The following is a 19027-nucleotide window of genomic DNA, read 5'->3' as shown; positions in this document are numbered from 1 at the left end:
GCACCTGATCGGCCTGGACCATGTGGCAACGAAATTTCGGTCGCGTGTGAACCCCGCACCTGTCACCATCACGGCAAATGAAAGAAGAGATCCCGGCGCGGCAGATCCGCGCCGTGTACACCGAGACCACGATCCGCGTCTATCAGGCGTACTCGCCGGCCATCGCCGACGCCGCCGTGAAGGCGGGCAAGTTCGTGCCGCCGTTCAAACGCGAACGCATGACCTGGATCAAGCCGTCCTTCCTCTGGATGGCGTATCGCTGCGGCTGGGCCGCGAAGCCCGGCCAAGAACGCGTACTCGCCCTCGACATCACTCGCGAGGGTTTCGCGTGGGCGCTCGAACACGCGGCGCTCAGCCACTACGACCCCGACGTCCACCCCGACCGGGAGACGTGGCAGGACGAGGTCAAGACCTGCCCGGTCCGCATCCAGTGGGATCCGGAACGCGGCATCCGGCTCGGCGCCCTGAAGCACCGCTCGCTCCAGATGGGCCTGAGTGGCGAAGCCGTCGATCGCTATGTCGACAAATGGATCACGGCGGTCACCGACGTCACCGCGACCATGCGCGAGATCGGCACCCTGGTCGCGGCGAACCGCATCGAAGACGCCGAAGCGCTGCTACCCGCGGAGCGGCCGTATCCCGGCTAAGGCCGCCACTTGAGGCCGCTCATCCCGGCGACCTCGAGGTCCTGAGCCGAAGCCCACCGGACCGTCCCCGGCCGGACGTGCACCCCGGCCGTCACCGCCCAGTCCGGCTCGTCGGGCTCGACGTGCTCCATCTCCTTGAAGTCGGAGAGCGTCGGCCAGACCGCCGAGCACGAGTCGCACATCAGCACCACCTTGCCGGATTCGGTGACCAGCGGGCGCACGCGCCCCTCGTCCCAGAACGACGGGCACTCGTCCAGCCACATCGGCTGCCACCACCTCGCGGGTGACCGGCGGCCGGCACGACACCGGCCGCATCGTCCACCCAGCGAAGCCCCCTGACGTGAACTTCAGGCTGTCCAGGCACGGCGAGCTGGCCAACCTTCACCGACGAGACAGTGACCTGACCTGCACGGACAGTGAAAACGACAGCAAAGGTCCCCTGCTCCCCCGAACGGCCGAGGGCCGGAGCGGCGAGGGGCATATTTTCGGTCTCTTGATCGAGACAGTGACCCATCATCTAGTGCGCCACGCCTCACACAGGCCAGTTCCATCACACGGCCGCGACCGAGGGGGTTAGCCTGGTAAGCGCATCAGCGGTGTTCAAGATCTCGAGACGGATAGAGGCGAGTCCAAGCCGTGTCCAGCAGCAGCCCTGCGTCACAATTCGGCCCCAACGAGTGGGTCGTCGAGGAAATGTACGACCAGTTCCTCGCCGACCCCAGCTCAGTCGATGCCGCCTGGCACGACTTCTTCGCGGACTTCAAGCCAACGCAGGCCGCGCAGACCAAGGCTGACGACGCGCGTCAGAACTCCGGAGACCCCGGCAACGAGGGCCCTGGTGGCAACGGCCAGCCCGCCGCCCAGCCGTCGCCGCAGACAGTCCGCAACGCCGAGTCCACCGCGAAGCAGACCGCTCCGAAGGACGCCCCCGCGAAGGCCGCACCGAAGACCGAGGCGAAGGCCAGCGCGCCCGCGAAGGCCAGCGCGCCTGCGAAGGCCCCGGCGCCCGCGAAGGCGGCCGCGCCCAAGGCGGCTGAGAAGGCCCCGGCCAAGCCCGCCGAGAAGGACGCCGAGCCGGAGTCGAAGCAACTCCGTGGCGCCGCGGCGGCGATCGCGAAGAACATGGACGCCTCGCTGTCCGTGCCGACGGCCACGAGTGTGCGCGCCGTCCCGGCGAAGCTGATGGCCGACAACCGCATCGTCATCAACAACCACCTCAAGCGCACGCGTGGCGGCAAGATCTCCTTCACGCACCTCATCGGTTACGCGATGGTCCGCGCGCTGAAGAACTTCCCGAACATGAACCGGCACTACCAGCTGATCGACGGGAAGCCGTTCGCGATCACGCCGGAGCACGTGAACTTCGGTCTCGCGATCGACATGAAGGGCAAGGAAGGCTCCCGCACGCTCGTCGTGGCCTCCATCAAGGCCACCGAGAACATGACCTTCATGCAGTTCTGGCAGGCCTACGAGGAGATCGTCAAGAAGGCCCGCAACGGCAAGCTGACCGCCGACGACTTCGCAGGCACCACGATCTCGCTGACCAACCCCGGCGGCATCGGCACCAACCACTCGGTGCCGCGGTTGCAGGCTGGCCAGGGCGCGATCATCGGCGTCGGCGCCATGCAGTACCCGGCGCACTTCGAGGGCACCAGCGAGAAGGCACTGGTCGACCTCGGCGTCTCGAAGATCATGACGCTGACCTCGACCTACGACCACCGCATCATCCAGGGCGCGGAGTCGGGCGAGTTCCTCAAGCGCATCCACGAGTTGCTGCTCGGCGAAGACGGCTTCTACGACGACGTCTTCACCAGCCTGCGCCTGCCTTACGAGCCGATCCGCTGGGTCGCCGACATCCCGGACGGCCCGGTCGACAAGACCGCGCGCGTGATCGAGCTGATCGACGCCTTCCGCATGCGCGGTCACCTGATGGCCGACACCGACCCGCTGAACTACCGGCAGCGCAGCCACGCCGACCTCGACGTCCTCTCCCACGGCCTGACCCTGTGGGATCTGGACCGCGAGTTCCCGGTCGGCGGCTTCGCCGGCCAGGAGCGGATGAAGCTGCGTGACATCCTCGGCGTCCTGCGCAACTCGTACTGCCGCACCGTCGGCATCGAGTACACGCACATCCTCGACCCCGAGGAGCGCCGCTGGATCCAGGATCGCGTCGAGGTCCCGCACGAGAAGCCGGACCCCGCGGTCCAGAAGTACGTGCTCTCGAAGCTGAACGCCGCCGAGGCGTTCGAGACGTTCCTTCAGACCAAGTACGTCGGTCAGAAGCGGTTCTCCCTCGAAGGCGGCGAGACCGCGATCCCGCTGCTCGACACCTTGCTGGACAAGGCCGCCGAGTACGAACTCGACGAGGTCGTCGTCGGTATGCCGCACCGCGGTCGCCTGAACGTGCTCGCGAACATCGTCGGCAAGCCGATCGCGCAGATCTTCCAGGAGTTCGAGGGCAACCTCGACCCTGGCCAGGCGCACGGCTCCGGTGACGTGAAGTACCACCTCGGTGCCGAGGGCAAGTACTTCCGCATGTTCGGCGACGGCGAGACCAGGGTGTCGCTGACCGCGAACCCGTCACACCTGGAGACCGTCGACCCGGTCCTCGAGGGCATCGTCCGCGCGAAGCAGGACATCCTCGACAAGGGCGGAGAGGGTTTCACCGTCCTACCGGTCCTGATGCACGGCGACGCGGCCTTCGCGGGCCAGGGTGTCGTGGCCGAGACCCTGAACCTGGCGCTGCTGCGCGGCTACCGCACCGGCGGCACCGTGCACCTCATCATCAACAACCAGGTCGGCTTCACCACCGCGCCGGAGAACTCGCGGTCGAGCCAGTACGCCACCGACGTCGCGAAGATGATCGGCTCGCCGATCTTCCACGTGAACGGTGACGACCCCGAGGCCGCGCACTGGGTGGCCAAGCTGGCCGTCGACTACCGCCAGGCGTTCCACAAGGACGTCGTGATCGACCTGATCTGCTACCGCCGCCGCGGCCACAACGAGGGCGACGACCCCTCGATGACGCAGCCGGCGATGTACGACATCATCGACACGAAGCGTTCGGTCCGGAAGACCTACACCGAATCGCTGATCGGCCGCGGCGACATCTCCGTCGAAGAGGCCGAGGCCGCGTTGCGCGACTTCTCCAGCCAGCTGGAGCACGTGTTCAACGAGGTCCGCGAGCTGGAGAAGCACCCGGCGAAGGCCAGCCCCTCGGTCGAGGAGGAGCAGCAGGTCCCGGCGAAGGTGCCCACGGCGACCACCACCGAGGTCATCGAGCACATCGGTGACGCGTTCCTCAACGTGCCCGAGGGCTTCACCCCGCACCCGCGGGTCAAGCCGGTCATGGAACGCCGCCACAAGATGTCCCGCGAAGGCGGCATCGACTGGGCGTTCGGTGAGCTGCTCGCCTTCGGTTCGCTGGCGATGGAAGGCCGCCTGGTGCGGTTGTCCGGCCAGGACTCCCGCCGCGGCACCTTCACCCAGCGCCACTCGGTGCTGATCGACCGCAAGACCGGCCAGGAGTACTCGCCGCTGGCCAGCCTGGCCGAGGGTCAGGGCCGCGTGATGATCTACGACTCGGCGTTGTCCGAGTACGCGGCGGTCGGTTTCGAGTACGGCTACTCGGTGGCCAACTCCGAAGCGCTGGTCATGTGGGAAGCGCAGTTCGGTGACTTCGTCAACGGCGCGCAGACCGTCATCGACGAGTACATCTCCTCCGGTGAGGCCAAGTGGGGCCAGCTCTCCGACGTCGTGCTGCTGCTGCCGCACGGGCACGAAGGCCAGGGCCCGGACCACACCTCCGGCCGCATCGAGCGTTTCCTCTCGCTGTGCGCGGAAGGCTCGATGACCGTCTCGGTGCCGTCGACGCCGGCGAACTACTTCCACCTGCTCCGCAGGCACGCCCTCGACGGAGTCAACCGGCCGCTGGTGGTCTTCACCCCCAAGTCGATGCTGCGCAACAAGGCGGCGACCTCGGCGGTCGAGGACTTCACCGGCCAGTCGAAGTTCATGTCGGTCATCGACGACGCCGATGTCGATCCGTCGAAGGTGCGCAAGGTGCTGCTGACCTCGGGCAAGCTCTACTGGGAGCTGGTGGCCGAGCGGACGAAGCGCGAGGCGGATGACATCGCGATCGTGCGGGTCGAGCAGTACTACCCGCTGCCGAAGAAGAAGCTGGTGGCGGCGCTCGAGCGCTACAACGGCGCTCCCGCGGTCTGGGTCCAGGAGGAGCCGGAGAATCAGGGTGCGTGGCCGTTCTTCGGCCTGAACCTGCCGCGGAAGCTCCCGGAGGTGTTCTCCAGCCTCGACGTCGTGTCACGTCGTCCGATGGCGGCCCCGTCGGCCGGTTCGTCCAAGGTGCACGAGGTCGAGCAGAAGGCGCTGATCGCACGGGCCTTCGACTGATCGCTTGAGAAGTACCGGAAGGGCCCCTTACTCGCACTAGACGCGAGCAAGGGGCCCTTCCGGTATCAGCCGATCGCCTCGGAGGTCGCCTTGGCCATCTTCAGCGCGTTCTCCTTGCACACCGTCTGGTTGACCGTTCCGGACGCGTCGGGGCCGGTCACGATGATCTCGCCCTCGACGTTGCCCTGGTAGAACTTGATCTGGCACTGGCTCGGCGAATCGAGCTTGGTGTGAACGGCTTTGGTCGCCTTCGCCATGCTGGGGATGAGCACGCCGCCATCGGTCACGGCGTTCTCGACGCCCGCCTTGGCCCAGGCCTCACCGGCGCCCGACCCCGGCTCCTTCGACTTCGACAGGTACATCGAGACGGTCGCCGAAGGCGCGTTGGGCTCACGCCAGCTGCAGGACGAACGGGTGTAGGTGATGTCGTCGTTCGAGGTGCTCGCCGGCTCCTCGCCCTTCGGCGTTTCGAGCGGCGGCAGGTTCCTCACCTTGCCGCCGATCTCCCCGCAGCCGGGCATGGAGGTGTACTTGTCCGGTGGCCCGGTCTTCTTGGACGAGGTCGGCGCCGCGGACGAGGACGAGCCGGAGTCATCGGACAACAGCAGGAAGGCCGCGACCCCGCCACCGCCGAGCAGCACCACCGCGCCGATGACGAGCCCGACGATGAGTCCGGTGTTCGACTTCTTGGGCGGCGGCCCGTATCCGGGCGGCGGATAGCCGGGATAGCCCTGCGGTGGATACGGTTGCTGAGGTCCCTGCGGATAGGGCGGTCCGGGCTGCATGCGGAGAGGGTAAAGCCTCGCGAAGGTCCTTAGTGGACGAACGCCGCAACTGGGCGCCGAATCACTCGCCGGATACGGAAAGGCCCCCTTCCCAGCAGGAGGAAGGGGGCCTTCACGCACTCCAGGTGTGGATCAGACGGTCAGCGACCAGCTGTTGAGCGAGCCGGTGTCGACCTGGTACACGTCCTGCACCTTCAGCTTCCAGGCGCCGTTCGCGGCCTCGGTCGAGACGTTGGCGGTGTAGGTGGTGTTGATGTTGTCGGACGAGTCGTTGTTCGAATTCTTCAGGCGGTACGAGCTGCCGTCCGGCGCGACCAGGTCGATGACGAGGTCACCGACGTAGGTGTGCGTGATGTTCACCGCGACCTTGGTGGTGGCCGAGGCGTTGCGGGCGCAGTTCGCGACGGTGATCGTGCTGGTCACCGCGGCACCGGCGTCGGGGATGGCGACGACGCCGCTGTTGGTCTGCGTGCCGCACGGGGTCGGCTCGGGGCCGGGGCCACCATCGGCGCCGGTGTAGAGCAGCACGTTCGGCGAACCGGCGCCCGGGTTGGTCACCTTGTCCTTGGTGCCGTTGGCGACCAGGGCGTCACGGACCTGCTTCGGCGTGGCCGTCGGGTTGGCGGAGGCGTACAGGGCCGCCGCGCCGACGACGTGCGGGGTCGCCATCGAGGTACCGCTGATGGTGTTGGTGCCGTTGTTCAGCCACGTCGACGTGATACCGCTGCCCGGCGCGAAGATGTCGAGGCAAGTGCCGATGTTGGAGAAGCTGGACCGCGCGTCCGTGTTCGTCGTCGAGCCGACGGTGATCGCTTCCGGCGTACGGGCGGGCGAGACGTTGCAGGCGTTGGCACCCGTGTCGTTACCGGCCGCGACACCATAGGTGACGCCCGACGCGATCGACCGCTGGACGGCCTGGTCGAGGGTGGCCGACGCGCCGCCGCCGAGGCTCATGTTCGCGACGGCGGGCTTGACGGCGTTCGCGGTCACCCAGTCGACACCGGCGATGACGCCGGCGGTCGTCCCGGAACCGGAGCAGTTCAGCACGCGGACGGCGACGAGCTTGACGCCCTTGGCCAGACCGTGCGCGGTACCGCCGATGGTGCCGGCGACGTGAGTGCCGTGACCCTGGCAGTCCGTGGCGTCGTTGTCGTTGTCGACGGTGTCACGGCCGTGGGTCGCGCGCCCGCCGAAGTCGGGGTGCGTGGTGAGGATGCCGGTGTCGACGACATACGCGGTGACGTTCGAGGCCGTGGTGCTGTAGCTGTACTTCTGGTCCAGCGGAAGGTTCCGCTGGTCGACCCTGTCCAGGCCCCACGACGGCGGGTTCAGCTGATCCGCCGAGATCGAGACCGTCTGGTTCTGCTCCACGTAGGCCACCGCGGGGTCGGCGGCGACGCGCTTCGCCTGCTTTTCGGTCAGCACACCGGAGAAACCGTGGACCGAAGACGCGAAGGTCTTCTCGATCTTGCCGCCGTGGCGCTTGGTCACGCTTTTCGCGGTGGCTTCGACCGACGAGCCGTCCTTCAGCACGACGATGTAGCTGTCCTTGATCGCCTTGTCGCTACCCGCGTTGACGATCGAACCCTCCGCCGCCGACGCGACGGTGGTACCGCCCAGCGCCGTCAGCACGGCGACGGCCGCGGCCACGCCGAAGGCGGGCAGTCGTCTCTTCATGGTTCCCAGGGAATTGTTCAAGATATTCCTCCCAGGCAGGGTCGACCCACGGGCGTGAAATGGCCCGCCGGATCGTTGGGGTGACTCAGAGGTGAAGCGCGTTCCACTTAGGAGCGCAGGCTGAGACTAAGTCGCCGATTCACCCCAAGGAAGACCTTGCATTACGGACATCCCGGTAGTAGTGGACGTCGCGTCGGCGCAGCTCGGCGCCGTTCAGCCCCCGCCTTTAGTCGCGTATTGCGCCCGTACGGCCCACGAAGAATTGGGGATCCGCACATCCGGTGGTCGCTTTCCGTCTCCCCGGCCGTTTCAGTGGCGTGGAAGTACACACGGATGGCCGCCTACTAAAGTCGCGACCTCACGGGGTGGAAATCGATTTCCACCATACCTTCGGATGGAGCACACTCGGGCGCATGCTGCTCCGACAGGAAATCCCGGCCGACCGCGAGGCGATCCACGCCGTGCATCTGGCCGCGTTCGCGAAACACAGTGTTCCCGTGGTCGAGGCCAAACTCGTCGATGAGCTGCGGGAGGACGGCGACCTGATCGGCGCACTGTCCATCGTGGCCGAACACGAGGGCAAGGTCGCCGGGCATGTCTGCTGCAGCCCGGCCAAGCTCGGCTCGGACGAAAAGTCGACGGTGGGCCTCGGTCCGCTCGGGGTCCGGCCCGAGCATCACGCCGCCGGCATCGGCTCCGCGCTCGTGCACGCGGTACTCGGCGCGGCGGACGCGCTCGGCTACGGCGCCGTGGTGCTGCTGGGCGACCCGAACTACTACTCCCGCTTCGGCTTCGTACTCGCCGCACAGCACGGGATCACGCCGCCGGTCGCGGAGTGGGCGCCGCACTTCCAAGTCCGCACGCTTCGCGCGTACACGCCCGATCTCCAGGGCGAGTTCCGCTACTCCCCCGCCTTCGACCGCCTCTAGCCCTCTTCCGCGTTTCGTCCTCTGAATGCGGTGGTTGCGTGCGCAAGTACCGCATTCAGAGGACGAAACGCGAAGGGTCAGGCGGGCGCGAGGAGGTTGTTCCGGCGCAGGAACTCCTCGGCGACGTCGAGCGGGTTGCGCTTCTCCTCGCTGAACTGGACGTTCAACTCGGTCAATTGATCGGTCGTGAGCGCCGCCGAAACCCGGTTCAGCGCGTCGACCTCCTTCGGCGACAACGTCCCCTTCGCCGCGAGGGGCACGATGTTCTGCGCCGGGAACATGTTCTTGTCGTCCACCAGCGGCACGAACCCGTTCGCGGCGATCGACGACGACGTGCTGAACAGATCGGCGACCTGGATGTCGCCGGACTTCAACGCGGCGACCGTGACCGGGCCGCCGGTGTCGGTCGTGCGGATCTCGGCGAACTCACAGCCGTAGAGCGTCTTGATCTTGTCCTTCCAGCGGCTGCTCCACTGGCCGGGACCGCCGAACACGAGATCCTGGCACCGCTTGCCGAGATCGGAGAAGGTCCGCACCCCGGAATCGGCGAGTTCCTTGCGCACCACCAGCAGGTCCTTGTCCTCCGCCGGGGCCTGCTCCAGGACTTCGAACCCGGACGGCAGCTTCTGCTTCAGCTGCGCGTAGACGTCCTTCGGGGTGGTGGCCTGCGTGTCCTTGTCGAAATAGCGCAACAGGTTCCCGCTGTAATCCGGTACGACCGAAAGCGATTTGTCCTGCAGTGCCTTGACGATGACCTCGCGGCTGCCGACCGGCGGGCGCACGGTCACGTTCTCCGCGCCCGCGTTGCGCAGCGCGCCCGCGTAGATCTGGGCCAGCAGAAGACTCTCCCCGACGTCGGACGCGCCGATGATGATGTCGCCGGTCGCACCGCCCTCGGCTCCTCCGGCGAGCGGGTTGCCACAGCTCGCCGTGAGCAAAGCGATCCCAGCCAGCAGCGCCGTCACCGTGCGCCTCATACCTTCGCCTTCTTCCCGCTCGCGGCCTGCGCCAGCCGAACTCCCTTGGGCACCAGCAAACGCTGGACGCCCGCGAGCGCCAGATCCAGTACGACGGCGAGCAACGTCGTCAGGAGCGCGCCCGCGACCACCTGCGGATAGTCCAAAATGGCCAGTCCGTCCAGCAGGAACCGGCCGAGCCCGCCGAGCCCGACGTAGGCGGCCACGGCGGCCGTCGCCACCAATTGCAGTACCGAGTTCCGCACCCCGCCGAGCACCAGCGGCAGCGAGATGGGCAACTCGACCTTCCACAACCGTTGCCAACCGGTCATTCCGATGCCCTGCGCCGCGTCGACCACGCCGTGGTCGGTCGCCTGCAAGCCCGCGTACGTCCCGGCGAGGATCGGCGGGACGGCGAGCACCACGAGCCCGATGATCGTCGAGAGCTCGCTTTCGGTGAAGAGCAGGAAGAGGAAGGTCACCAGCCCCAGCGTCGGCAGCGCGCGGATCGCGTTGCCGCCGCTCACCAGCAGCACCGCGCCGCGACCGGTGTGCCCGACGTAGAGCCCGAGCGGGATCGCGATGATCAGCGCGAAGACCAGCGCCAGCGCCGTGTAGCCGAGATGCTGCAGCAGCCGGGCCGGGACGCCGTTCGTACCCTGCCAGTGGGCCGGGTCCCCGAACCAGTTCAGGACGTCGCCGATCATTTCGCCCCCGCCGTGGTCGCCACCCGGTCCCAGGGTGTGAGGAGATTGCGGAGCCGCACCAGCAGCAGGTCGACGACCAGCGCGAGCAGCAGCGTCGCGACGATCCCGACGACGATCGGCGAGAAGTACTCGCGCTGGAAGCCGTCGGTGAACAGCACGCCGAGCCCGCCGGTGCCGATCAGCGCGCCGACACTGACCAGGCTGATGTTGCTGACCGAGGCCACCCGGACGCCCGCCGCGAGCACCGGGACCGAAAGCGGCAGCTCCACGGCGAGGAACCGGCGCGCGGGTTTGTAGCCGACCGCCGTGGCCGCGGCGACGACGTGCGGCGGGACCGCGTCGAGCGCGTCCAGTACCGGGCGGACGAGCAGGGCGGCGGTGTAGACGGTGAGCGCCACGATGACGTTGACGCTGTCGAGGATCTTCGAACCGATGATGCCCGGGATCACCACGAACAGGGCGAGCGACGGGATCGTGTACAGCAGGTTCGACACCACCAGCAGTACGGAACGCGCCGCGGCGAACCGGTGACCGAGCCAGCCCGCCAGCACCGCGATCAGCAGGCCCAGCACCAGCGGGACCAGCGAGAGATAGATGTGGTCGAGCAGATCGCCGAAGAACTGCGAGCGGTTGTTGGCACTGCCCAGGTAGCGGCCGAGCTCCGCGAAGAAGGCCCCCATCAGGAACTCAGCGACGGCGTTTCGATCACCTCGAGGACTTGCCGTGCTCTGACGACGCCGAGGACCTTCTGCTCGGCGTCGACCACGACACCGAGGCTCGCCGGCGAGGAAAGCGCCGCGTCGAGCGCGCCACGGATCGGTGACCCCTGGACGTACAGCGATCCGCCCGCGACGAGATCGGTCTCGGCGAGCTCGCCGTCCACAGTGGACCCGGGGCGCAGCCAGCCGCGCGGCTGTCCTTCGGCGTTGACCGCGACCCGCCACTCGTCGGACGGTCCGGGATCGGGCTGGCCGACCTCGACCCGCTTGACCTCTTCGACGACGATTCCTTCCGCCGACAGGAACGAAAGCCCGCGGTAGCCACGGTCCTTGCCCACGAACGAAGCGACGAAGTCGTCGACGGGATGACGCAACACTTCGGACGGTGTGCCGTACTGCGCGAGCACCCCGCCGACGCGGAGCACCGCGATCTTGTCGCCGAGCCGCACGGCCTCGTCGATGTCGTGGGTGACGAACACGATCGTCTTCCCCAGCTGCGATTGCAGACGCAGCAATTCGTCCTGCAGTTCCTCGCGGACGATCGGGTCGACGGCGGAGAACGGCTCGTCCATCAACAGCACCGGCGAATTCGCCGCGAGCGCCCTGGCGACACCGACGCGCTGCTGCTGGCCGCCGGAAAGCTGGGCGGGGTAGCGCTTGCCGAGTTCCGCGGGCAGGCCGACGGTTTCGAGCAGTTCGGCGGCACGCTTACGTGCCTTGCCCTTGTCCCAGCCGGACAGCAACGGCACGGTCGCGACGTTGTCGAGGACCGTCCTGTGTGGAAAGAGGCCGGCGTGCTGGATGACGTAACCGATGCCGCGGCGCAGCAGCGCCGGGTCGCCGTCGCTGACGTCCTTGCCGTCGAGCAGTACCGTGCCCGACGTCGGCTCGACCATGCGGTTGATCATCCGCAGCGACGTGGTCTTGCCGCAGCCGGACGGCCCGACGAAGACGGTGATGGTGCCGTCCTCCACGGTGAGGTTCAGGTCGTCGACCGCGACCGTCCCGTCCGGATACCGCTTGGTCACGCCACGGAACTCGATAGTCACGTGTCTCTCCCCATGTCTGGTCGAAAAACCGTAGCCCAGATCGTGGGCGTTGGCACGGTGTCCCAGGGGGCGGGTCACTAGGCTGCTGCTGTGAGTTCCCCCGTCGATGACGTCTTCGCGGCGCACGGTGTCCACGTGCGACCGCTCCAACAGGTGATTTCCCTGCTCCGGACGGATTGGCGTGATCTCGGCGAACTGGTCCGGATCAGCACCGCGCCACGCCGGAGTGTCGAAGACGTCCTGAACGCGCTCGGCGACGATCTCGAGCGGAACGAGTCCCGCCTACGGCTGGCCCCCGCCACCCGGGAGAAGTACGCGCGCTTCGAGGCACGGGACCGGAAATCCGACCCCGACCTGCTGAAGACCATCACCAGCTACGTCGAGAACGTACCGGCACCGCTGTCCGCGCTCGACCACGTGCAGGCGACGCCGGAGACCGTGCTGAACCGGGCACTGTGGTTGGACGAGCGCTATGACCTCGAAACGGCGAAGCTGCTGTTCCTGGGTGACCACGACCTCACTTCCCTGGCCGTACGCGCGTTGCGGCCTGACGCGGACCTCACCGTCGTAGACCTCGACGATCGTGTCCTCGCCTACATCGACGAACTCAGCGAGCGGTCGATCCGCACCCTGCACACGGATCTGCGCGTCGGCCTGCCACCCTCGGTGACCGGGCGGATGGATCTCGTGTTCAGTGATCCGCCTTACACCCCCGAGGGAATGGGCTTGTTCGCGGCGCGTGGGGTCCAAGCGCTCACCGAACCCTCGGAAGGGCGACTGCTGCTCGCCTACGGTTACAGCCCGCGCCATCCCGCGCTGGGCGCGCAGGTGCAGCGGGCACTCGCGACGCTCGGACTGACCTTCGAAGCGATCCTGCCGGACTTCAACCGCTACTTCGGCGCGCAGGCGATCGGGAGCGCGGCGGACCTCTATGTCTGCCAGCCGACCGCGAAGTCGAAGAAGAACCGCGGTGGCAAGGGAAAGGCCGCGATCTACACGCACGGCCCGCAGTCGGTGGAATCCGCCGGCGCGGCCAAACCGTCGCTGCTGGACAAGCTGCACGAAATCGCCACCGAGGGCGGGCTGGCGCTGGAGTCGCGGCCGGTCGACTGGGCCGTTTCCGGGCCGGAGGGCGACGCGGTCGCGATGGATCTTTCGGCCGACCCCGGCCCGTGGCTGCTGCGGACCTTGCTGGGCACCAACGCGCGACGGCTGGCGCTGCTGGTCCCGAACTCGCATCCAGACCTGACGAACGCCGAGGCGCAGGGCGCGCTCAACCGGCTGGTCGGGGCGAAGTACAGGCTGCGGCTGCTGCGGAGCACCCCGGACAACCGGCACGCCATCGTCGTCGCGGACGCCGTCGAGCACCAGGACGAACTGCTGACCCGTGCGCACGCGCGGCTGGCGAACGTGTCGCTGGACGTGCCGTCGGACCTCACGGACGCGCGGCTGATCGACCTGCCGCGGCACCGGCTGGCGGAACTGCTCGGCTGAGCCGCGCTCCGGCCGTCGTGGCAGTCGTGGCAGTCGTGGCGGTCGTGTCATCGGAACTTCATGCGCTCTTCCTAGATTCGGTCCCATGAACGAACCGCGCGGCCCTCAAGGCCCGGGAATGCCGATCGCGCAGCCGTACGGGTTCACCCACCCGCCCGGGCTTCCGCCGCACCACCACAAGACCAGCGGCCTGGCGATCACCACGCTCGTACTGGGCCTGGCCGGTTGCTTGGCCCTGCCGTTGCTCCCCGCGATCATCATGGGCATCATCGCGCTCACCCAGACCGGTCCGGGAAAGCGGCCGGGCCGGGGCCTGGCGATCGGCGGCCTCGCGGCCGCCGGCTTCTGGGCCGTCGGCTGGATCGCCCTGCTCGGGAACACCATGGGGAACCCGGACCGCTACACCGCGAGCCCGCCGAGCGCGAGTTGCGCGACCCCGCCGTCCGGCCACGCCAACGCCTGCACCCTGAAGCCGGGCGATTGCTTCCAGCAGTCCGCGGTCACGGGCACTTTCACCAGCGTCGAACTCGCCGCGTGCGCGAGCGTGCACAGCACCCAAGTGATCGGAGCCTTCACCGCGGCGGACGGCCCGTGGCCCGGTGGTGGAGAACTGAAAGCGGAAGCCTTGACCCACTGCCAGCGGATCATGGCCAAGAACGTGGACAGTCCGCGACTCGACGCGGAAGGTGTCTACACCGATCTGGGCTACTTGAAGCCCGAGCGCGAAGCCTGGAAGAACGGCGTGCGCACCGTCTTCTGCACGCTCCACTCGCCCGGCTCACAGCTGACCGGTTCCACCCTCGTCCCCGGCGCCGATCTGGCCATCCCGACCGGCTGACGTGCGCAAGTCCCGGATGCTATGAACGGTCCGTTCCTTGCGAATTTTGCAAGGAACGGACCGTTCATAGCGCTTGAGCGAGCGTGAAAGGGACTGTCACACCACGCCGTCGGCCTCGGCGGCCTTCGCGACGGCCGCGGCCACCTCGGGCGCGACCCGCGGGTCCAGCGGGCTCGGGACGATCCGATCCGGGCCGAGGTCGTCCTGCGCGACGGCGAAGATCGCTTCGGCCGCGGCCAGCTTCATGTTCTCCGTGATCGCCCGCGCGCCGGAGTCCAGCGCGCCGCGGAAGACGCCGGGGAAGGCCAGCACGTTGTTGATCTGGTTCGGGTAGTCGCTGCGCCCGGTCGCCACGATCTTGGCGTACTGCGACGCCACGGCCGGGTGAACCTCCGGGTCGGGGTTCGACAGCGCGAACACGATCGCGTCGTCGGCCATCCCGGCCAGCAGGCTCTCGTCGATGGTCGCCCCGGACAGCCCGAGGAAGACGTCGGCACCCTTCAGCGCCTCACCGAGGCCACCGCGCAGACCGGCCGTGTTGGTGGTCTCGGCGAGCTTCTGCTTGATCGGGTTCAGGCCTTCGCGACCGGAGTGGATGATGCCGCGCGAGTCGAGCACGGTGACGTCCGCGACGCCGGCGTTCCGCAGGATCCTGGCGCAGGCCACACCCGCCGCACCCGCTCCCGAGACGACCACGCGCTGGCCGGAGATGTCCTTGCCGAGGACCTGGTTCGCCCCGCGCAGCGCGGCCAGCGTGACGATCGCCGTGCCGTGCTGGTCGTCGTGCATGACCGGGCAGTCGAGGGCCTCCTTGAGGCGGTCCTCCAGCTCGAAGCAGCGCGGCGCCGAGATGTCCTCCAGGTTCACCGCGCCGAATGAGGGGCGCAGCCGGACCAGGGTCTCGATGATCTCGTCGACGTCGGTGGTGTCGAGCACCAGCGGGATCGAGTCGAGTCCGCCGAAGGTCTTGAACAGGACCGACTTGCCCTCCATGACCGGCAGCGAAGCGCTCGCGCCGATGTCACCGAGGCCGAGCACCGCCGTACCGTCGCTGACCACCACGACCAGCCTGTCCGCCCACGTGTACCGCTTCGCCTTGGCCGCGTCCTCGGCGATCGCACGGCTCACCTTCGCCACCCCAGGCGTGTACGCGATCGAGAGGTCACGGGACGAGGAGATCGGGCGCGTCGCGGCCACGGAGAGCTTGCCGCCCTCGTGGCCCTCGAAGATCTCGGTGTCCGTCACTGGCGTGGTCATCGTGGTTCCCGTCATTGCTTCCGCCGTGTCTAAGGACGGCGAAGTCTCGATTCGAGCGAAGGTCATGGGATTCTTCTCCTGGGACTGCGAGCGGGGGAACTGGCCGGTGAGCAGGCCAAACTGGGCATGGCCCGGCCACCTGGGGTAACTCGTCCTCCGACACGGCAGCCCAGCGCGGTAGCGCCGGCCTGTCGGCGAAGCGTCCAATCGGCCATCGGTGCCGTGGGTGTGGCGACGGCCGCGGACGCAGCGGTCAGATCATTGTGACAGGCATGCGGACCAGTGTGCCCCTCTGGTGCGGTTGATGTCACAGACGGAGCCGGCTTTCCGCAGCTCACGAGAGGTTTCGCAAGACGTCCATCCGGTTTGGGAACGGCTCGTTAGCATTGAGGTCATGCAAGCCAGGCGCCTCGGCATCCCCGACTGTTTCGAGTTCACCCCTCGCGTTTTTCCCGATCACCGCGGCCTGTTCGTGGCACCGTTCCAGGAAGAGGTGTTCGTCGAAACGGTCGGGCACCGGCTTCGCCTGGGGCAGACCAACACCAGCGTCTCGCGGCGCGGGTCCATCCGCGGCGTTCACTTCGCCGACACGCCGCCCGGACAGGCGAAATACGTGTACTGCCCGCGCGGTTCGCTGCTGGACGTCATCGTCGACCTCCGGGTCGGGTCGCCCACTTTCGGCGAATGGTCGTCCGTACTGCTCGACAGCACCGAATACAAGGCGGTTTACATCGCCGAAGGTCTCGGCCACGCTTTCATGGCGCTCGAAGACGAAACGGTCATGGCCTACCTCTGTTCCGAGCCGTACAACCCCGCGAGCGAGCACGGCGTCAACCCGATGGACATCGATCTCGCGCTGCCCTGGCCGCTGGACATCGAGCCCGTGTTGTCCGAAAAGGACACCGGCGCGCCCCATCTGAAAGAGGCCTTGGAGCAGGGATCGCTGCCGCGATACGACGATTGCGTGGCGTACTACGAGAAGTTGCGGACCGCGAACTGAGCTAGCGCGCCAAGTCCTCCCGCAGCACCCGGTCCACGTTCCGTTCGGCCAGCGCGGTGATCGTGACGAAGGGATTCACCCCGGTACTGCCCGGGATCAGTGAGCCGTCGGTCACGTAGAGGTTCCGATAACCCTTTACCCGGCCGTACAGGTCGGTGGCCTCACCCAGCACCAATCCACCCAGCGGGTGATAGGTGAACCGGTTCTCGAACGACCGCGTATCCCCGAACAGGTCACTCCGGTAGACCGTGCGATTCGCGCGGTTGACCTTGTCGAACAACGATTTCGCCGCGTCGATCGACGGCTGCCCCTGTGCCGCGTTCCATCGCAGCCGCGCGGAGTCGGTGGCGGCGTCGTAGGTGAAGTGACCGCGTTCGGGGTTCTTCGTGATCGCCAGGTACAGGCTCAGCCAGGTCTCGAGCCCGGCCGGCACCGGCGCGACCTCGGCGAAGACCGGGTTCACCGGGTCGTCCCACGCGTCGATGCCGAGCGCGGGCATCCCCGATTGCAGCGATCCACCGAGATCCCACGCGTGGTCGGCGCGGCCCAGCATCACGTTGCCGTTGGTGCCCCAGCCGCGGCCGACCTCGTCGTTCAGTTCGGGCAGCGTCCCGGTTTCCCGTGCCCGAACGAGCAGTTCCGTCGAACCGAGGCTGCCGGCACCGAGGAACAGGTACTTCGCGCCGAGTTGTTTCCTCGCCACGACCACGCCGTCCTCCGTGGTCTCGTGCACGGTGAGGACGTAGGTGCCATCGGTCTGGCGGGTGATCGCGCGGACCTGGTGGAGCGTCTTGATGGTCACGTTCCCGGTGCCCAGCGCGGCCGCGAGGTAGGTCTTGTCGAGGGAACGTTTGCCGTGGTTGTTGCCGTAGATGACCTCCGACGCGAGCGCCGACCGCGGCACCGTGCCGTCTTCTTCCCGCTTCATGTACTCGAAGTCGTAGACGCTGGGCACGAACACCGTTTCGAGTCCCGCTCGCGCCGCCGCCTTCCGGGAAACCCTCGCGTAGCGGTAGGAACGGCAGGTCTCGAACCACCGCGGATCGATGTGGTTGACGCCGAGAGCCCGGTTGGCCCGGGGAAAGTACTTCCCGTACATCTCATCGGCGTCGACGGCTGGCAGGATCTCCTCGAAGTACGACCGCTTCGGTGTCACGGCCATCGCGCCGTTGACCAGCGAACCACCGCCGACCCCTCGTCCGACGTAGACGGACATGTCGCCGTGGTTCACCCTGTCGAGCACTCCGGGATACCGCTTGATGTCACGGTTGGCCACGTCCATCCACAGGAACGAGGCGAGCGGGGCCTGCGTGCGGTCCTGGAACCACATGGCCCGCCGGTCCGGCCGGAGCATGTCGCAGAAGACCTTGCCGTCCGGACCGGGGTCGGCCCACGACCTGCCCATTTCGAGCATGACCGTGGGAATTCCGGCTTCGCCGAGGCGGAGCGCGGTGACAGCGGCGCCGTAACCGGTGCCCACGACCACGGCCGTCGAGAAGCCAGGAGACGATTCTCGGGCCTGCGCGGTGGAAATCGTGGTGAGCCCGAGAGCCGCGGCGGAGTTGAGCGCGGTGAACCCGAGGAACCTGCGGCGCGACAGTGGGAACATGGGCCGATGATCACCCGTCGTCCGACTCGCCTTCAAGACCGAATACGAAGCAAATTCGCGTCAGCTGGGTAAACACCGTTTATTTCACTCGAACGTGGCGATTCCAGGGGCCCCTGGGGGCCTTCCCCGATGTGAACCCAGGCCGCCACGGGCCACCCTTTCGAGTCATGAGACGCTTTCTCGCCGCGACCGCGGCCGCACTGTACGCAGCCGCCCTTTTCACCCTTCCCGGCCACGCCTCCGCGGCACCGTCGCCAGTGCCCGACTTCGACTTCTCGGCCTGCCCGGCGCCGCCCGCCAACGCAGACCCCGGCACCTGGCGATGTGAAGCCTTTGTCTCCCAAGGCGTCCTGACCATCGGCGACCGGGTGATCCGGCTCGGGGAGATGCGACTGACGTTCTCCGAAGGTGAGATCGACGGGAAATACGCGCAGGTCTTCGGTGAACTGCGGCACGCGCCCGCCCGGATCGGCGGCGCTTTCGGCTCGACCATGCAGCTGAATTACGGCGGCTACTCGGACTTCCTGTCGAACGACGAGCGCCGCGGTGAACTGGACCTCTACGCCTCTCTGCGACATCCCTTGCTGCCCAAGGAATGCGCGATCGGCACCCTCGACGCGCCGCTCCACTCGGTGGTCAAGGACGATCCCGCCGTGCCCTTCGAGGTGATCTCCCAGAACCCGAAGACGGTGAAGTTCGGCGTCGTCGACACGCGACTCGCCCTGCCGGCCACGACCGGCTGCGGACGACTGGCATCGGTCTCGGACCAGCTGCTCGGCCTGCCGTCGCCGAGCGGGAAGAACACCTTCACGCAGACGACCTACGTCCAGTTCAAACCCCTCTGACCGCCGCGCGTCGGTACAGGTGGTCGGGGGGGGGGGGGTTGGGGGGGGGGGGAACCCCCCCCCCCCCCACAACCAACCCCACCCGCGCTCCCTTTTTTTCTTCCC

At 67.6% G+C, this 19027-nt stretch carries 16 protein-coding genes; 7 read left to right on the top strand and 9 right to left on the bottom strand.

The genetic code is table 11. The features are described 5' to 3' along the window. The first annotated feature begins 77 nt into the window (after nucleotides 1–77). On the top strand, nucleotides 78–647 hold the full coding sequence (locus ACZ6DT_RS09280) for a DUF4291 domain-containing protein (protein ID WP_465591106.1): 570 nt from the start codon (nucleotides 78–80) through the stop codon (nucleotides 645–647). On the opposite strand, the gene ACZ6DT_RS09275 is transcribed toward ACZ6DT_RS09280, so the two are convergent. Then, on the bottom strand, nucleotides 644–910 hold the full coding sequence (locus tag ACZ6DT_RS09275) for a hypothetical protein (RefSeq protein ID WP_465591103.1): 267 nt from the start codon (nucleotides 908–910) through the stop codon (nucleotides 644–646). The genes ACZ6DT_RS09280 and ACZ6DT_RS09275 overlap by 4 nt on opposite strands. 373 nt (nucleotides 911–1283) lie before the next feature. Here ACZ6DT_RS09275 and ACZ6DT_RS09270 point away from each other — a divergent pair, with 373 nt between their 5' ends. Further along, nucleotides 1284–5057, top strand: coding sequence for a multifunctional oxoglutarate decarboxylase/oxoglutarate dehydrogenase thiamine pyrophosphate-binding subunit/dihydrolipoyllysine-residue succinyltransferase subunit (locus tag ACZ6DT_RS09270; RefSeq protein WP_465591100.1), 3774 nt, complete (start codon nucleotides 1284–1286; stop codon nucleotides 5055–5057). Nucleotides 5058–5122: 65 nt separating this feature from the next. On the opposite strand, the gene ACZ6DT_RS09265 is transcribed toward ACZ6DT_RS09270, so the two are convergent. Beyond that, entirely contained in the window at nucleotides 5123–5842 is a 720-nt protein-coding gene (locus tag ACZ6DT_RS09265; protein WP_465591097.1) for a hypothetical protein, read from the bottom strand. 132 nt (nucleotides 5843–5974) lie between these two features. Then, nucleotides 5975–7519, bottom strand: coding sequence for a S8 family peptidase (locus ACZ6DT_RS09260; RefSeq protein ID WP_465591094.1), 1545 nt, complete (start codon nucleotides 7517–7519; stop codon nucleotides 5975–5977). A gap of 413 nt (nucleotides 7520–7932) precedes the next feature. On the opposite strand from ACZ6DT_RS09260, the gene ACZ6DT_RS09255 reads away from it, so the two are divergent. Further along, the gene (locus ACZ6DT_RS09255) at nucleotides 7933–8448 is read left to right on the top strand and encodes a GNAT family N-acetyltransferase (protein ID WP_465591091.1); all 516 of its coding nucleotides are present in this window, start codon (nucleotides 7933–7935) and stop codon (nucleotides 8446–8448) included. 77 nt (nucleotides 8449–8525) lie between these two features. On the opposite strand, the gene ACZ6DT_RS09250 is transcribed toward ACZ6DT_RS09255, so the two are convergent. From ACZ6DT_RS09250 to ACZ6DT_RS09235, 4 genes are read right to left on the bottom strand one after another with little or no spacing between them, the layout of a single operon-like run. Further along, nucleotides 8526–9425 (bottom strand): ABC transporter substrate-binding protein, encoded by a 900-nt coding sequence (locus ACZ6DT_RS09250; RefSeq protein WP_465591088.1) that lies wholly within the window; start codon nucleotides 9423–9425, stop codon nucleotides 8526–8528. Beyond that, nucleotides 9422–10111 (bottom strand): ABC transporter permease, encoded by a 690-nt coding sequence (locus tag ACZ6DT_RS09245; protein WP_465591085.1) that lies wholly within the window; start codon nucleotides 10109–10111, stop codon nucleotides 9422–9424. The genes ACZ6DT_RS09250 and ACZ6DT_RS09245 overlap by 4 nt, the downstream gene beginning before the upstream one ends. Next, nucleotides 10108–10791 (bottom strand): ABC transporter permease, encoded by a 684-nt coding sequence (locus tag ACZ6DT_RS09240; protein ID WP_465591082.1) that lies wholly within the window; start codon nucleotides 10789–10791, stop codon nucleotides 10108–10110. Before ACZ6DT_RS09240 ends, ACZ6DT_RS09245 begins: the two co-directional genes overlap by 4 nt. After that, entirely contained in the window at nucleotides 10791–11879 is a 1089-nt protein-coding gene (locus tag ACZ6DT_RS09235) for an ABC transporter ATP-binding protein (protein WP_465591079.1), read from the bottom strand. The genes ACZ6DT_RS09240 and ACZ6DT_RS09235 overlap by 1 nt, the downstream gene beginning before the upstream one ends. 90 nt (nucleotides 11880–11969) lie before the next feature. Between ACZ6DT_RS09235 and ACZ6DT_RS09230 the strand changes: the two genes are divergently transcribed. Both ACZ6DT_RS09230 and ACZ6DT_RS09225 read left to right on the top strand, forming a co-directional pair. Then, the gene (locus ACZ6DT_RS09230) at nucleotides 11970–13373 is read left to right on the top strand and encodes a bis-aminopropyl spermidine synthase family protein (protein WP_465591076.1); all 1404 of its coding nucleotides are present in this window, start codon (nucleotides 11970–11972) and stop codon (nucleotides 13371–13373) included. Nucleotides 13374–13458: 85 nt separating this feature from the next. Continuing rightward, nucleotides 13459–14211, top strand: coding sequence for a DUF4190 domain-containing protein (locus tag ACZ6DT_RS09225; RefSeq protein ID WP_465591073.1), 753 nt, complete (start codon nucleotides 13459–13461; stop codon nucleotides 14209–14211). A gap of 96 nt (nucleotides 14212–14307) precedes the next feature. Here ACZ6DT_RS09225 and ACZ6DT_RS09220 read toward each other — a convergent pair whose 3' ends face one another. Continuing rightward, nucleotides 14308–15483 carry an NAD(P)-dependent malic enzyme gene (locus ACZ6DT_RS09220; RefSeq protein WP_465591070.1) on the bottom strand — a complete coding sequence of 392 codons (1176 nt, stop codon included), beginning with the start codon at nucleotides 15481–15483 and terminating at the stop codon, nucleotides 14308–14310. A gap of 379 nt (nucleotides 15484–15862) precedes the next feature. Between ACZ6DT_RS09220 and ACZ6DT_RS09215 the strand changes: the two genes are divergently transcribed. Then, nucleotides 15863–16468, top strand: coding sequence for a dTDP-4-dehydrorhamnose 3,5-epimerase family protein (locus ACZ6DT_RS09215; RefSeq protein ID WP_465591067.1), 606 nt, complete (start codon nucleotides 15863–15865; stop codon nucleotides 16466–16468). A gap of 1 nt (nucleotide 16469) precedes the next feature. Here the strand turns inward: ACZ6DT_RS09215 and ACZ6DT_RS09210 are convergent, their stop codons facing one another. Then, nucleotides 16470–18077 (bottom strand): GMC oxidoreductase, encoded by a 1608-nt coding sequence (locus tag ACZ6DT_RS09210; RefSeq protein ID WP_465591064.1) that lies wholly within the window; start codon nucleotides 18075–18077, stop codon nucleotides 16470–16472. A gap of 167 nt (nucleotides 18078–18244) precedes the next feature. Here ACZ6DT_RS09210 and ACZ6DT_RS09205 point away from each other — a divergent pair, with 167 nt between their 5' ends. Then, nucleotides 18245–18922 (top strand): hypothetical protein, encoded by a 678-nt coding sequence (locus ACZ6DT_RS09205; RefSeq protein ID WP_465591061.1) that lies wholly within the window; start codon nucleotides 18245–18247, stop codon nucleotides 18920–18922. The last annotated feature ends 105 nt before the right edge of the window (nucleotides 18923–19027 follow it).

The sequence above is a fragment of the Amycolatopsis sp. NPDC041971 genome, assembly GCF_055588925.1.
Note: the sequence above shows the minus strand (reverse complement) of the source record. Positions and strands in the feature narration are given on the sequence as shown.

What these genes read in the sequence shown, in the direction of transcription:
- ACZ6DT_RS09260 (WP_465591094.1), bottom strand. Translation starts at nt 7,519, where the DNA reads ATGAAGAGACGACTGCCCGCCTTCGGCGTGGCCGCGGCCGTCGCCGTG.
- ACZ6DT_RS09220 (WP_465591070.1), bottom strand. Translation starts at nt 15,483, where the DNA reads ATGACGGGAACCACGATGACCACGCCAGTGACGGACACCGAGATCTTC.
- ACZ6DT_RS09255 (WP_465591091.1), top strand. Translation starts at nt 7,933, where the DNA reads ATGCTGCTCCGACAGGAAATCCCGGCCGACCGCGAGGCGATCCACGCC.
- ACZ6DT_RS09265 (WP_465591097.1), bottom strand. Translation starts at nt 5,842, where the DNA reads ATGCAGCCCGGACCGCCCTATCCGCAGGGACCTCAGCAACCGTATCCA.
- ACZ6DT_RS09225 (WP_465591073.1), top strand. Translation starts at nt 13,459, where the DNA reads ATGAACGAACCGCGCGGCCCTCAAGGCCCGGGAATGCCGATCGCGCAG.
- ACZ6DT_RS09250 (WP_465591088.1), bottom strand. Translation starts at nt 9,425, where the DNA reads ATGAGGCGCACGGTGACGGCGCTGCTGGCTGGGATCGCTTTGCTCACG.
- ACZ6DT_RS09280 (WP_465591106.1), top strand. Translation starts at nt 78, where the DNA reads ATGAAAGAAGAGATCCCGGCGCGGCAGATCCGCGCCGTGTACACCGAG.
- ACZ6DT_RS09245 (WP_465591085.1), bottom strand. Translation starts at nt 10,111, where the DNA reads ATGATCGGCGACGTCCTGAACTGGTTCGGGGACCCGGCCCACTGGCAG.
- ACZ6DT_RS09210 (WP_465591064.1), bottom strand. Translation starts at nt 18,077, where the DNA reads ATGTTCCCACTGTCGCGCCGCAGGTTCCTCGGGTTCACCGCGCTCAAC.
- ACZ6DT_RS09205 (WP_465591061.1), top strand. Translation starts at nt 18,245, where the DNA reads ATGAGACGCTTTCTCGCCGCGACCGCGGCCGCACTGTACGCAGCCGCC.
- ACZ6DT_RS09215 (WP_465591067.1), top strand. Translation starts at nt 15,863, where the DNA reads ATGCAAGCCAGGCGCCTCGGCATCCCCGACTGTTTCGAGTTCACCCCT.
- ACZ6DT_RS09240 (WP_465591082.1), bottom strand. Translation starts at nt 10,791, where the DNA reads ATGGGGGCCTTCTTCGCGGAGCTCGGCCGCTACCTGGGCAGTGCCAAC.
- ACZ6DT_RS09275 (WP_465591103.1), bottom strand. Translation starts at nt 910, where the DNA reads ATGTGGCTGGACGAGTGCCCGTCGTTCTGGGACGAGGGGCGCGTGCGC.